Origin of the sequence: Tropicimonas sp. TH_r6 (assembly GCF_033101155.1) — a bacterium.
GTDB lineage: Bacteria > Pseudomonadota > Alphaproteobacteria > Rhodobacterales > Rhodobacteraceae > Tropicimonas.
In genome coordinates, this window is sequence record NZ_JAWMPX010000032.1 from 1 (window position 1) to 12,779 (window position 12,779).

13 protein-coding genes are annotated in these 12,779 nt (G+C 64.1%); 6 read left to right on the forward strand and 7 right to left on the reverse strand.

Translation table 11 applies throughout. The features are described from left to right. Positions 1–118: 118 nt before the first annotated feature. From kdsA to R3X27_RS21650, 5 genes are all read right to left on the reverse strand, one after another. Entirely contained in the window at positions 119–970 is an 852-nt protein-coding gene (gene kdsA / locus R3X27_RS21630; RefSeq protein ID WP_317710982.1) for a 3-deoxy-8-phosphooctulonate synthase, read from the reverse strand. 11 nt (positions 971–981) lie between these two features. Continuing rightward, positions 982–2,598: a capsule biosynthesis protein gene (locus R3X27_RS21635; protein ID WP_317710983.1), complete on the reverse strand. Its 1,617-nt coding sequence runs from the start codon at positions 2,596–2,598 to the stop codon at positions 982–984. Then, positions 2,582–3,235, reverse strand: coding sequence for an ABC transporter ATP-binding protein (locus R3X27_RS21640; RefSeq protein WP_317710984.1), 654 nt, complete (start codon positions 3,233–3,235; stop codon positions 2,582–2,584). The genes R3X27_RS21635 and R3X27_RS21640 overlap by 17 nt, the downstream gene beginning before the upstream one ends. Before the next feature lie 194 nt (positions 3,236–3,429). After that, positions 3,430–4,464 (reverse strand): permease, encoded by a 1,035-nt coding sequence (locus R3X27_RS21645; protein WP_317710985.1) that lies wholly within the window; start codon positions 4,462–4,464, stop codon positions 3,430–3,432. Further along, positions 4,457–4,801 carry an ArsR/SmtB family transcription factor gene (locus R3X27_RS21650; RefSeq protein WP_317710986.1) on the reverse strand — a complete coding sequence of 115 codons (345 nt, stop codon included), beginning with the start codon at positions 4,799–4,801 and terminating at the stop codon, positions 4,457–4,459. Before R3X27_RS21650 ends, R3X27_RS21645 begins: the two co-directional genes overlap by 8 nt. Positions 4,802–4,882: 81 nt before the next feature. On the opposite strand from R3X27_RS21650, the gene R3X27_RS21655 reads away from it, so the two are divergent. The 6 genes from R3X27_RS21655 (at position 4,883) to R3X27_RS21680 (ending at position 11,219) form a co-directional block, all read left to right on the forward strand. After that, entirely contained in the window at positions 4,883–5,482 is a 600-nt protein-coding gene (locus tag R3X27_RS21655; RefSeq protein ID WP_317710987.1) for a uracil-DNA glycosylase family protein, read from the forward strand. Further along, positions 5,479–6,273 carry an SseB family protein gene (locus R3X27_RS21660; protein ID WP_317710988.1) on the forward strand — a complete coding sequence of 265 codons (795 nt, stop codon included), beginning with the start codon at positions 5,479–5,481 and terminating at the stop codon, positions 6,271–6,273. Before R3X27_RS21655 ends, R3X27_RS21660 begins: the two co-directional genes overlap by 4 nt. Positions 6,274–6,514: 241 nt before the next feature. Beyond that, positions 6,515–7,141, forward strand: coding sequence for a GNAT family N-acetyltransferase (locus R3X27_RS21665; protein ID WP_317710989.1), 627 nt, complete (start codon positions 6,515–6,517; stop codon positions 7,139–7,141). Between the two features lie 263 nt (positions 7,142–7,404). Continuing rightward, the gene (aspS, locus tag R3X27_RS21670) at positions 7,405–9,186 is read left to right on the forward strand and encodes an aspartate--tRNA ligase (RefSeq protein ID WP_317710990.1); all 1,782 of its coding nucleotides are present in this window, start codon (positions 7,405–7,407) and stop codon (positions 9,184–9,186) included. Positions 9,187–9,699: 513 nt separating this feature from the next. After that, complete coding sequence (locus R3X27_RS21675) at positions 9,700–10,911, forward strand: hypothetical protein (protein ID WP_317710991.1); 1,212 nt, start codon at positions 9,700–9,702, stop codon at positions 10,909–10,911. A 119-nt stretch (positions 10,912–11,030) separates the two neighbouring features. Then, positions 11,031–11,219 carry a hypothetical protein gene (locus tag R3X27_RS21680; RefSeq protein WP_317710992.1) on the forward strand — a complete coding sequence of 63 codons (189 nt, stop codon included), beginning with the start codon at positions 11,031–11,033 and terminating at the stop codon, positions 11,217–11,219. A gap of 30 nt (positions 11,220–11,249) precedes the next feature. Here R3X27_RS21680 and nqrM read toward each other — a convergent pair whose 3' ends face one another. Further along, positions 11,250–11,489: a (Na+)-NQR maturation NqrM gene (gene nqrM, locus R3X27_RS21685; protein WP_317710993.1), complete on the reverse strand. Its 240-nt coding sequence runs from the start codon at positions 11,487–11,489 to the stop codon at positions 11,250–11,252. Positions 11,490–11,519: 30 nt separating this feature from the next. After that, entirely contained in the window at positions 11,520–12,545 is a 1,026-nt protein-coding gene (locus R3X27_RS21690) for an FAD:protein FMN transferase (RefSeq protein WP_317710994.1), read from the reverse strand. Between the last annotated feature and the right edge of the window lie 234 nt (positions 12,546–12,779).

The following is a 12,779-nucleotide window of genomic DNA, read 5'->3' on the forward strand; positions in this document are numbered from 1 at the left end:
TCGAACCTACGATACACGGTACCAAAAACCGCTGCCTTACCACTTGGCTACACCCCAGCAGCGGAGCGGTTGATACTTCCTGCTGCTGGGTGCCGCAAGACCCTCCCGACAAAAAACTTCACTTTTTCCGATCGGTCTGAAGCCGAATGGGGCTGGCCTTCGCAATTCGGTCGATAGAAGCGAGAATCCCCAGCAATTCCGGCATTTCTCGAAGCGGGATCATGTTCGGTCCGTCCGACGGGGCCGCGTCCGGCTGCTCATGGGTTTCGACAAAAACCGCCGCAATTCCCAAGGCTGTGGCCGCGCGGGCCATCACCGGGGCGAACTCGCGTTGTCCGCCGCTGGCCCCGCCGAGACCGCCGGGCTGCTGCACTGCATGGGTCGCGTCCATAACGACAGGGTAGCCGGTCGATGCCATCTGCGGCAGGCTGCGCATATCCGCAACGAGCGTGTTGTATCCAAAGGAATTGCCGCGCTCTGTTAGCAGGATGCGGCTGTTGCCGGTCGAGGCGACTTTCTCGGCGACGTTGGTCATGTCCCAGGGAGCGAGGAACTGGCCCTTCTTGATGTTGACCGCAGCGCCGGTTTCGCCCGCAGCCAGAAGAAGATCTGTCTGACGGCAGAGGAAGGCTGGAACTTGGAGAATGTCGACCGCTTCGGCGGCGGGCGCGCATTGCTCGGGGGTGTGGATATCGGTGAGGGTCGGACAGCCGGTGCGTGCGCGGACTTCGGCAAGGATCTCGAGGCCGGCTTCCATTCCCGGTCCGCGCTTGCCGGAGAGAGAAGTCCGGTTGGCCTTGTCATAGGAGGCCTTGAAGACGAAGCCGAGCCCGGCCTCGGAGCAGGCGGAGGCGAGCGTCGAGGCGATCATCAGCGCGTGGTCGAGCGTTTCCAGTTGGCACGGTCCGGCAATAACGGTGAGCGGGCGATTGTTGCCGATCACCAGGTCGCCGACTTTCACGTCGATCATGGGAGCCTCCGTCAGGATGATATCTGTTCGCGCAGAACCGAAGCGGTCAGCGATACCATCAGATAGATACCCGCAAAGATCAGGAATGCCAGCAGTGTATTCTCGAAGGCGCGCGGATAGGTCGGTTCGTCCGGCGCCACGGGGCGCACGCCGATGGCCATGTAGCGAACCTGCCGGTTGGCCTCGATCCGCGCCATTTCGAGCTGTTGGGCGGCCTGCTGCAACAGGAGCTGACGGGTGGTCAGCTCCGCCTCGGCAATCCGGAGTTGGCCGGAGATCCGCGCCAACGAGGCCTCGCCCGTGCCGCTTTCGGTCATCGAGCTGCGCAAGTTGTCAATCAGCGCTTCCAGCCGCGTGATATCCCCTTGCACGCCGCTGACACGGGCGAGATTGGGCCGCGCATTGGCCTTCAGCTGCTCGAGCTGGAGCTGTTTTTCATAGAGTTGCAGCTCGAAGTTGGAGATCTGGTTCATGATTGCACCGGTCTCGGTCACCGGGTCCAGAACGCCGAGCTCTTCCTGGAGGTCCAACACCTGCTGTTGGGCATCGCGCACCTTTTGTTCGGCGCCTTCATAGCTCTCCATCGCGCCTGCCATCTGGTCTTCGCGCAGCCGCTGCGTCAGGTTGTCCACCTGCTCCTCGGCATAGCCGATCAAGGCCTCGGCGAAGTCCTGGCTGACCCGTGGTTCGGCCGCGATGACTTCCATTTTCAAAATGCCCTCGGTCGGATCGAAACCAACTTTCACATTGCGCTGATAGAGCCTGTAGGCGTCCTCGTTGGACGCGTCCGGTTGCAGGCGCTGGATCGGGTCGATCCAGTCCTGGCTGAAATGCGCCTTGAACCCCTTGTCCGCGTCAAGCCGCATCATCGCGTCGCGCGACTGAAGGTAGGACTGCACCGTCGTACTGTCCTGCTGTACGGCAAGCCCGGTGCCCTGGAACAGCCCGCCAAGCCCGGTAGCGCCGGCGGAATCGGCCTGCTGGATGACGAATTCGGACTTGGTCGCATAGGTCGACGTGGCGATGACGCCGAAATACCAGCCAGCCATCAACGTCGGCAGCAGGACGAAGACGGCGAGGCGCGCCAGCAGCAGCATCGTCTTGCGGCGCCGGCGGGCAGCGATGTCGCGCTGGATGCGGAAGATCTCGTCGGCCTGGTTCGAAGGGATCTCGACCTGCGTCTGGGTCGACGCAAGGGCCTGTGTGGCCGGCGCGGCCGAGCGCACCATGGTCTGTGGCAACTGGATCTGCTCGCCAGAGGGGCTGTCCTGCTGGTTGGAGACCAGCTCCAGCATAGGGGCACGACGGAACGGGTCGATGCCCCTGGAGCGAAGCAGGCGTACTGCGTCGAAATCCGATGTCGGGGCAAGCCCGTGCTTCTGCGCCGCGCGCCGTGCCATGCGCAATTGCCGGCCCGTCAGGCCTTCCTTGCGAATTGCCGCGATCTCTGTCTCCGAGGCGACTTCCGCCGCCGAGGAAAGTTCGCCGGTTTGAGCCTGCGGTTTCGCGGCCGACGGTTCGGCCGCATCCACCTTTGCTGTTTCGACCGGCGCCGCTTCCGCAGGCGCGACCGCATCCGCAAGGGGCTGGCCCCTTTTGAGGCGATATTTCCTAGCCTTGGTAGTCATAAAGCTGCCGCGCCTCTTCCAGGGTGTCGAACATGTGGAATCTTCCGCCGCGAAGCACCGCGGCGCTTCGGGCAAATTTTTCCAGCGTTGTGGGCTGGTGTGACACTATCACCACGGTTGTTTTTGTCAGGCGTTCGCGAAGGATCGAACCTGCCTTTTTGTTGAACTCGACATCCGTCGAGTTCGGCATGCCCTCGTCGATCAGGTAAATGTCGAAATCCAGCGCCAGCATAAGCGAGAAGCAGAAACGTGCGCGCATGCCGGTGGAATAGGTTCCCACGGGCATGTCGAAATACTCCTCCAGCCCGCACATCCAGCGTGAGAAGGCTTCGACGTAATCGGGGTCCAGCCCGTAGAGCCGGGCAATGTAGCGGGCGTTCTCTGTGGCCGTGTGGCGGTTGACAACGCCCCCCATGAAACCGAGCGGGAAGGAGACCTTGCTGGACCGGCGGATCTCGCCTTCGTCGGGCTTCTCCAGCCCTGCCATCATGTTGATGATCGTCGTCTTTCCGGCCCCGTTGGGCGCGAGAATGCCGAGCGAACGCCCGACCTCGACGCGCAGGTTCGCGCGATCAAGGATCACCTTGCGCTGCGTGCCCGTCCAGAAAGATTTACTTACATTGTCAAATTCGATCATTAACCGATCTCGGCATCGTCCCACCCGCTACCATCGGAGAGATAGCGTTTCACTCCGGTTAACTATGGGTGGGTATTGGGGCTGTATTATGGCTTTGTGGCCGCGCGCTCTACAAGGTCGTTGACAAAATGCGGCCAATGCGACCGATTTGGCCGCATTGTTGCGTCGTGCCTCGGTTGGTTCGCGGGGCGCGTTCAGGCGATGGCGCCCCAGCCGAGCCCCGCGAGCAGCGCGCCGAGCATGGCGAAGCCGATATAGCCGGCAAAGACCCGCGGTTTGACCAGTGCCCAGACCGCAACGGCGGCCGGGATGCAGCTCACGCCGCCGGCGATGGCGAAGGACATCGCCGCGCCTGGCGCCATTCCCTGTTGCAGCAAGGCGTCGATCAGCGGAACGGCGGCGTAGCCGTTGAGATAGGCCGGGGCGCCGACGATTGCTCCCAGGAAGACCGGGCGGATGCCCTCGCCACCCAGGAGCTGCGCTATGGCGTCAGCGGGGACGTATTCCAGCATCAAGGCTTCGAGCAGATAGGCCAACAGCAGCCATTTGAAGAGGAAAGGGCCATTCTCGCGAACCGAGCCCCAGAAGGCGGCGCGGCGCGCAGGGTCGGGCCAGAATTTCCAGACCGGCTTGCCGGAAAAGGGTCTCTGAGCACCACAGCAGCCACCGATTTGCGGCTTCTCCCGCAGCGGGTCGGTGAAGACGGGGGAATTGGCGAGGAGGCGCACACCGAAGCCGCCAAGAAGGCCGAGCGCCACTGCCGAGACGGTCTTTGCGACAGCAAATTCCCAGCCAAGCGTGCCGGAGGTGATCAGGAACATGGCCGGATCCATCAGCGGCGAGGCGAGCCAGAAGGCCATGACTGCCGAGAGCGGTGCACCGAGGGCCAGCATCGCGGCGATGAAGGGGATGACCTCGCAGGAGCAGAAGGGCGAGAGCCCGCCAGCGCCGGCGGCGAGGAGGATCATGCGGACTTCGCGCCCCTCGAAGGCCCGCGCGAGCAGGGTCTCGGCGCCGGTCGCCTTCAGGAGCGCCACGGCGAGGACGGCGAAGAGGATGAAGGGCGCTGTATGACCGAGGGCGCCCAGGGCAAATTCGACCGTCGGCCAGGCCTGCGGCGGGTCGAGCAGGGCGACCGCGGCTGGAATGGCGGCGATCAGCAGCCAGACTTTATCGACGCGCCGCCAGAAGTCGGGCCGGCGGGAAGAGGATTGGGTCGTGTCAGTCATGGTCATGGCCTTCGACAGGTGCCGCGCAATCGGCGCAACACTCGGAGAGGAGGAAATCGGAAAGGGCCTTGATCTCGCCATAGGCGACGGCGGCGCAGATCACGCTGCGCCCCTTTTTCGTCTGGTGGACCAGCCCTGCCTGGGTCAGGATTCGGACGTGATGGGTGAGAGTGGACCCGGTCACGCCGCAGCGCTCGCCGAGCAGGCCGATGGAGAGCCCATCGGGGCCGGCGCGCACGAGACTGCGCAACACGCCGAGGCGTTGTTCCGACCCGAGCGCGGCGAAAGTCGAAGCCGCAATTTCCAGCGGGATGGGGCAGGGGGAGTGATCTGTCATGCCTCTATATTTCTATAATATTAGAAATATAGCAAGATCTAAATTTTGCAAGGAAAGGGAACATGTTATAGTCTGTCCTTCATGAATGAGGATAGTCCAGAGCTTCCGGGACGCATTGCCGCGTGCCGCCTTTGTACGGAGCGATTCGCTGCCACGGAGACGGCACATATGCCGCGCCCTGTGGTCTGGTTCCGCCCGGGCGCGCGGATACTGATCGCGGGGCAGGCGCCGGGCGCCCGGGTCCATGAGGCGGGCATCCCGTTCCACGACCCATCCGGGGACCGGCTGCGCGACTGGCTGGGCCTCGACAGGGACGATTTCTACGACCGTGACCGGGTGGCGATCATCCCGATGGGGTTCTGTTTCCCGGGCTATGCCAAGGGCACTGACCTGCCGCCGCCCCGGATCTGTGCGGAGACCTGGCGGGCGGCCGCGCTGGAGCATGCTGGGCCGTTCCGGCTGACTCTGCTCATCGGTGGATATGCGCAGAAATACCATCTCGGACGAGACGCTCAGGGTGGCGTCACACGCACTGTCGCGGCCTGGCGCGACTTCGCGCCCGCCTGCTTCCCCTTGCCTCACCCGTCCTGGCGCAATACGGCGTGGCTGAAGAAGAACCCATGGTTCGAGACTGATGTGCTGCCCGTCCTGCGCGCGCGGGTGAAAGAGGTGATGGAATGACCGACGAGACAACGCCCCTGGACGAAGCCCATGCCGCCATGCAGGCCGCGCCCGAGGATGGCGCAACGCGACTGCGCTTTTACGAGCGCCTGGCCGATTCCGAATTGTTCCTGCTGCTGGCGAAGGAGGCGGAGGGCGACAGCATCGCGCCGGAGCTCTTCTCGCTGGAGGACGGTCCGGTGGTGCTGGTCTTTGACCGCGAACTCCGGCTTGGTGATTTTCTCGGCAAACCGGCGCCATACGCGGCGCTCTCGGGCCGGCAGGCTGTGAAACTGCTGGCAGGGCAGGGGATCGGCCTCGGTGTCAATCTCGGTGTCGAGGGTGGGGAGATCATCCTGCCGAAAGAAGCGGTGGATTGGCTTGCCGAAACCCTTGAGCACGGCCCGCAGGAGGCCGAAGAGCGTCCCGAAGAGGTGACCGCTCCGGGGAACATCCCCGAGATTCTGCTCGCGGGGCTTGACACCAAGCTCGCCACGGCCGCCGGGCTGGCAAAGATGGTTTATCTCGTCGGGGTGCGCTACCAGAGTGGCCGCCAGACGCATCTGCTGGCTTTTGTCGATGCCGTTCCGGGCGCGGAAGGGGCATTGGCGAATGCGGCGAGCGAAGCGCTGACCTTTTCGGGCCTGGAAGCGGGCGAAATGGATGTCGCTTTCTTTGCGGCCACCGACCCGCTCTCGGCCAGCCTTGCCCGCGTCGGCCTGCGCTTCGAACTGCCGGAGCCGCCGAAACCGGACGTGACCGAGATCACGCCACCGGGCATGGATCCCGACGCGCCACCGATCCTCAAGTAGAGCCGGCCCCGGACCCGCCGAAGGCGGGCCACCCCCAACCGTCTCCCGACGCGCGCTCCGCGCGCACAGGGGACCGGCGGGAGGCCCGCTGATCCAGAAGAAAACGTTGGGTGCAAAAGCGACAACTCAAGTCCCATCGAATGCGTCGGTACGGCAGGTTCAACCTGTCCCGGTGGACTGCTAGATCGATACGAGTCCGCGCGCGCCGTTGCGCCCGTGTCATCGCATCTCAGGAAGTCTCATGCCCGCCACGCAACTCCACATTCGCCCCGCTTGCCTTGCCGACCTGCCGGAGATGCGCGAGATCTGCATCGCCACGGCTGATGCCGGAGGAGACGCGCGCGACAAGGAGGATGCTCCGGAGCTGCTCTCGCTCGTCTTCGCGGAGCCCTATGTCCATTTCGAACCCGGTGTTTCGCTGGTCGTCGAGGACGATGACGGGGTGGCGGGATATGTTCTTGGTGTCCCCGACAGCGTCGCCTTCGATGCCTGGGCCGCAGCTGAGTGGTTTCCCCGGCACAGGGCAGAGCTGCCGGATCCCGGCGCGGATGAGGCAAGCTGGAAAAGGCCCAGCGACTGGTTGCGCAGCTGGATCCATCGCCCCAGGCCGTCGCCGGCCGCATTGCGCGAGGACTGGCCTGCCCACGGCCATATCGACCTTCTGCCCCGCATGCAGGGAAAAGGGGCAGGGCGCCAATTGATGAGCGCCCTGTTCGAGGCATTGGCCGCTCGCGGAGCACAGGGCATCCATCTTGGTGTCCAGCCACTGAACACCCGAGCCCTGCATTTCTACGCAACACTGGGATTCCGTCCTCTCGATGTCCCCACGGATCCGGGCACGGCGTATGTCGGAAGACAGCTTCCCTGAGATCGACACCGGACTGGTTGACCGGATCGCAAGCTTTTGCGTCCCTTTCCCGCAGGCTCGCGAGCGTCGGGGGCGTCCCTCCCGTCGTCGACGCATCGCAGATGCGCTCCTCCCGTCGGGCGTGGCGCGGGCTTCGCCCGCGTGGGACATCGCTGCGACCTGCGCCCGTATCATCGCCGGAATCCGCCCGTCCGGCTTGACATCCCGCCCCGCGCGCGGTGTATCGGCCCGAACCATCGAACTCCCGCCGAAAGGGCCCCGATATGCACGCCTTCCGCAGCATGACCTGCGCCGACCTGACCCGCGAAAACGTGGGCGAAACCGTCCGACTCTCCGGTTGGGTCCATCGGATCCGGGATCACGGCGGCATCCTTTTCATCGACCTGCGCGATCACTACGGGATGACGCAGGTCCTCTGCGACCCCGACAGCCCCGTCTTCAACGAGGTCGAGAAGCTGCGCTCCGAGTACTGTATCCGGATCGACGGCAATGTGATGGCGCGGGCCGACGACCTGATCAATCCCAAGCTGCCCACCGGCGAGGTCGAGGTCTTTATCCGCGACATGGAAGTGCTCGGCGCCGCTGAAGAGCTGCCGTTGATGGTCTTTGGCGACCAGGAATACCCGGAAGAGACGCGCCTTCGCTATCGCTATCTCGATCTGCGCCGCGAGCAGATGCAGGAGAGCATGAAGCTGCGCTCCGATGTCGTGGCCTCGATGCGCAAGCGCATGTGGGCGCAGGATTTCCGTGAGTACCAGACGCCGATCATCACCGCGTCGAGCCCTGAAGGCGCGCGCGACTTTCTCGTGCCGTCCCGCCTGCATCCGGGCAAGTTCTACGCGCTGCCGCAGGCCCCGCAGCAGTTCAAGCAGCTGATGATGGTTGCCGGTTTCGACAAGTATTTCCAGATCGCGCCCTGTTTCCGCGACGAGGACCCGCGCGCTGACCGCTCGCCGACCGATTTTTACCAGCTCGACCTGGAGATGTCCTTCGTCAGCCAGCAGGACGTGTTCGACGTGGTTGCGCCGGTGCTTGCCGGTGTCTTCGAGGAGTTCGGTGGGGGCCGCAAGGTCGACGCCGCCGCCGACTGGCCGCAGATCTCCTATCGCGACTCGGCGCTTTGGTACGGCACCGACAAACCGGACCTGCGCAACCCGATCAAGATGCAGGACGTCTCCGAGCATTTCCGCGGCTCCGGCTTCGCGATCTTTGCCAAACTGCTGGAACAGGACGGCACCCAGATCCGCGCCATCCCCGCGCCGACGGGCGGATCGCGCAAGTTCTGCGACCGGATGAACAAGTTCGCCCAACAGGAAGGCCTGCCGGGGATGGGCTATATCTTCTGGCGCGACCAAGGGCAGGGCATGGAAGCCGCCGGCCCGCTGGCCAAGAATATCGGCCCCGAACGCACCGAAGCCATCCGCCAGCAACTCGGCCTCGCCGTGGGCGACGCGGCCTTCTTCCTTGGCGGCAAGCCCTCCGTCTTCGAGAAGGTCGCCGGCAAGGCCCGCGATGTGATCGGCACGGAGCTGAAGCTCACGGATACCGAACGTTTCGCCTTCGCCTGGATTGTCGATTTCCCGATCTACGAGAAGGACGAGGAAACCGGCACGATTGATTTCGAGCATAACCCGTTCTCGATGCCGCAGGGCGGGCTGGAAGCGCTGGAAGGCGACCCGCTTGCCGTGCTGGGCTACCAGTACGACCTTGCCTGCAACGGCTACGAGATTCTCTCGGGCGCGATCCGGAACCACAAGCCGGAGATCATGTTCAAGGCGTTCGAACTGGCCGGCTACCCGAAGGAAGAAGTGACCAAGCGCTTCGGCGGCATGGTCAATGCCTTCCGTTTCGGTGCCCCGCCCCACGGTGGCTGCGCGGCGGGGATCGACCGGATCGTCATGCTGCTCGCTGATCAGTCCAATATCCGCGAGGTCATGCTCTTCCCGATGAACCAGCGGGCCGAAGACCTGATGATGGACGCGCCGTCGGCGCCGAGCAACGAACAGCTGCGTGAACTGTCCCTGCGGGTGATCCCGCAGGAGTAATCCGCAGGGGACCTGGGAACCGATAGGGGGCGGGCGGCGCGCTGCACGCCCCTTCGGGTCACTGCCGGTTTCTTCAATGCCGTACATTGCCGGGAGCGCCGAGCTTGCATGACGCAGGCGTGGGTACCGAACGGCGTTGCCTCGAAAGAAACGCAGTCCGTCAGGCCAATGTCGCTCTTGAAACGGCGCTAGCCTGTGGCGTCCGAGCGCGCTGCCTTGAGTGCAGTATTCCTTTGGGAATATTGGGCATTTGTCGCTGAAACGTGCTCGGATCCGCCCCGTCATTCCCCCCGGTGCCGCCTCAGGAGAGCCCGGACAATGGCCCCGGAAGGCCCGCGCTCGGACGAAACCCGCAAGGGCCTGTCCTTTCGTCAGGTCAGTTCCTGAGATTGTCCCCGTTTTTGCCATTTTTTTGACGCTGACCTAAGGGCAAATGAGTGGTGTATTACAGCCGAGGGCGGAATGCTTCGTAATTTCTTCACCCAAGAGAACCGCTCTAGGCAGGACCCCATCGTGGAGCCGCTCAAGCCCTTCGGCAAGCAGCAGGGGCAGGTGCGAGTTCCTGTCCGCCGGTCCGTTCTGCAGCGGCTGGAAAAGGATCCCGGTGCTCTCGTTGCGGAAATCTATAGCGCGACCCTTGAATTGACCGGCGGGGCAATTCCGGGTGCGGACGATGTGCCCCTGGCCGTGCGGCAGCTCTTTCAGGCCGAGCACTATCGGCGCCAGGTGATTTCGGCCGGTCACTCCGGCTTTATTGCAGCAGCCGAGCAGGATCTTTCCCTCAGTCTCGCCGATATTGGGCAGGCGTTGCAGTCCAGCGGAGCCGACGCCCATCTTGCGCTGTTCGACCAGATGCAGACCTGGGTGGCGCTCAACCCCGAGGATGCAGAGGACCTGACCGAGGATGAGCCGGCGCTTGTTGCGCTGGACGCGCCATTTCGCGCTCTGGAACTTTCGAAAGGGCTTTCCACCGCGCTCGGGCGCTGGACTGCGCTGCAACCTGTGCTGAAACCGGTGGCGGAGGCGGACTGGAGTCCGAGCCTTCGCGCCCTCGCGCATTCGACGCCCACGCAGGCGGTCCGCCACAAGTCCGCCTCCCTTGCGGCCATCGCGCGAGCCTTGAGCGATCCCGCCCGACTCGGATTCGGCATGGCTGCGGCCTCGCAATCGCGCCCCGACCCGGTTGTCCATCATGGCCCATGCGTTCAGTTGGAAGTGGGGCCGGGGGGGGATGCGTCCCGGGGCCGGCCGCTCCAGACGATCTCCGGCTTGCGGATCGGATTGCGCGAAGCGCAAGGCTTCTCCCTCTACGAAGCCGTCCCCAACTCCGGCGATTGCCCGGGCCTTTCCGGCCTGCGGACGGACAGGCTGGATGATTTCCTTCTCCATCATCCTCACTCGACCGGTCGTCGCCTCGCCCATGTTTCGATGGAACGCGTCAAGACGGCCTCTCGGATCTGCAAGGCGCTCCGGGCGCCGGCCGCGATCCATGCGCTGCTCGAGGCGCTGCCGCAGCCGGCCAGCGCGACCTGCATCTCCGTCCATGCAATTGCCGAGGCGTCCGAGGGCGGCCCCGGTCTTGTGGCGATGATCGTCGCTGATCAGGCCAGCCGCGCCTTCGCGGCCCGGATAACGGAAAAAGGGGCGGTCCTGCTCTCCGAACCGAGCCACGAGTCGCTCGTGACGCTTTCGCGCGACCAGATCGAGGCCGCCGGGGTGTCTTGAGCACTCGCCTGGCAGAGGGGCAACGCCGGAGCCGACACTTTCGCGGCGCACAGAGCTGAATCGCCGAAACGCCGCGCGCGGCTCTGGTATCGTGTGCGCGGCTATGCGAGGAACGGCCCATGCCCGATAGCCTGACCCTCACACCGCTGATCGCCACCGCTCTCTTTGTGTTGCTGGTCCTCAGCGGCCGTGGCTTTCGCCAGACCTGGAAAGCGCAGGGGCCGAACTGGCAGCGCAAAGCCTGGGCCTACGGGGTGCCGGCGCTCGCGGCCTTCCTTGCCCTGGCCCTGATTCCGATGGAGTTCTGACGCCGCGCTGCGCTCCGAAAGAGATGCGCCTCAGGGCGTCTCCATCTCCTCGACGATCCTGCGGGCCCGCTTGCACTGGATCTTGTCGCGCAGCGGCGAGTCCGGATCGACATCCTTCTGGCAGACAACGCATTTATCCGCGCCCGCAATGGCGTTCAGCCCGCCGCAGCTTCCCTTGATCCGCATTTTCTGGCCGACGAGGATAACGCCGATGGCCATGGCCAGGACGATCCCGGTCAGGAGCAGGAATGCGAGCACGAATGTAGCCATCATCTTTTCCTCAGCTGCGACTGCACGAGATTACTCCGCCTTGCGCAGCTTTTCAAAGGCTGGGCTGGCGTGTTTCACGTATTCCTGATCGGCATCCGCCTCGGCGCGGGAGATGAAATAGACCGCGAGATCCTTGGCCTGCGCGATCGCCATTCCCTCTTCCTCGCCCAGCACCATCATCGCCGTTGCCAGCGCATCCGCCATCATGCCGTTTTCGGCCAGCACCGTGACCGAGGTCGCGCGGTGGGTGACCGGGCGGCCAGTGGTCGGGTCGATCAGGTGCGAATAGCGCACGCCATCCTGCTCGAAGAAGTTCCGGTAGTCGCCCGAGGTCGCCATGCCGAGATTTGAGACCGGCAACACCATTTCGACCGCGCTCGACCCCGCATCCGGGGTCTCGATGCCGATCTTCCAGGCCTCGCCCTTGTCATTCATGCCGGCCGAGACGAGGTCGCCGCCGATTTCGACGAGATAGTTCTCGATGCCGAATCCCTTGAGCTGCTCGGCGATGGCGTCATTGCCGTAGCCCTTGGCGATGGCGGAGAGATTGACCGAGACTGCGGTGTCGAGCTTGGAGAGGCTGGTTCCGTCGAGCTTGACCAGGTCGGCCTGTCCGACATGCTCCAGCGCAGCCGCGATCTCCTCATCGGAGGGGATCGGGTCGCCGGGCTTCTTGGCGCCGAAGCCCCAGAGCTCGATCAACGGGAAGAGCGTGACATCGAAGCGGCCCTTCGAGAGCGCGTGGACCTCGTTTGCACCTTCCATCACATGGGCGAATTCCGCTGAAATCTCAAATGGTTCCGTTGAGTCCAGCGCGTTGAATGTCGAAACCTCCGAAGCCTTGTTCCAGTTGGACATCGCCCCGTCGACCATCCGCAGCGCCTCTTCGATGGCGACGGAAATCTGGGTCTCGGTGATCTCGGACGGAACATCGACGGCGACGACATTATAGGTCGTCCCCATTGTCTCGCCGGAGAAGCGATAGGTTTCGCCCTTTTCCTCCCCGAAGCAGCCGGTGAGCAGGAGGGTGAGAGGGAGCAGATAGGTGGCGCGCATGGGATAGGTCCGCGTTGAAACTGGTCGCGGTGGGTCTGGCACCATTCGGGGCGGTCTGTCAACGCGAGGGCAGGGGCGCCGGTACTTTGCAGCGACGTGTCGATGCCCGGCGCGGCATTTGGACAGCATTTTCTGCAAGCGCGCGTCGCGCCCTGCTACGCTATAAACTCCGCGCGAGTCGGAGCGGTTTCGAATTGTCTCTCGGGCTCGCTCAAACTAGATTCCGCCTGAGAC

What these genes read in the sequence shown, in the direction of transcription:
- kdsA (WP_317710982.1), bottom strand. Translation starts at nt 970, where the DNA reads ATGATCGACGTGAAAGTCGGCGACCTGGTGATCGGCAACAATCGCCCG.
- R3X27_RS21635 (WP_317710983.1), bottom strand. Translation starts at nt 2,598, where the DNA reads ATGACTACCAAGGCTAGGAAATATCGCCTCAAAAGGGGCCAGCCCCTT.
- R3X27_RS21640 (WP_317710984.1), bottom strand. Translation starts at nt 3,235, where the DNA reads ATGATCGAATTTGACAATGTAAGTAAATCTTTCTGGACGGGCACGCAG.
- R3X27_RS21645 (WP_317710985.1), bottom strand. Translation starts at nt 4,464, where the DNA reads ATGACTGACACGACCCAATCCTCTTCCCGCCGGCCCGACTTCTGGCGG.
- R3X27_RS21650 (WP_317710986.1), bottom strand. Translation starts at nt 4,801, where the DNA reads ATGACAGATCACTCCCCCTGCCCCATCCCGCTGGAAATTGCGGCTTCG.
- R3X27_RS21655 (WP_317710987.1), top strand. Translation starts at nt 4,883, where the DNA reads ATGAATGAGGATAGTCCAGAGCTTCCGGGACGCATTGCCGCGTGCCGC.
- R3X27_RS21660 (WP_317710988.1), top strand. Translation starts at nt 5,479, where the DNA reads ATGACCGACGAGACAACGCCCCTGGACGAAGCCCATGCCGCCATGCAG.
- R3X27_RS21665 (WP_317710989.1), top strand. Translation starts at nt 6,515, where the DNA reads ATGCCCGCCACGCAACTCCACATTCGCCCCGCTTGCCTTGCCGACCTG.
- aspS (WP_317710990.1), top strand. Translation starts at nt 7,405, where the DNA reads ATGCACGCCTTCCGCAGCATGACCTGCGCCGACCTGACCCGCGAAAAC.
- R3X27_RS21680 (WP_317710992.1), top strand. Translation starts at nt 11,031, where the DNA reads ATGCCCGATAGCCTGACCCTCACACCGCTGATCGCCACCGCTCTCTTT.
- nqrM (WP_317710993.1), bottom strand. Translation starts at nt 11,489, where the DNA reads ATGGCTACATTCGTGCTCGCATTCCTGCTCCTGACCGGGATCGTCCTG.
- R3X27_RS21690 (WP_317710994.1), bottom strand. Translation starts at nt 12,545, where the DNA reads ATGCGCGCCACCTATCTGCTCCCTCTCACCCTCCTGCTCACCGGCTGC.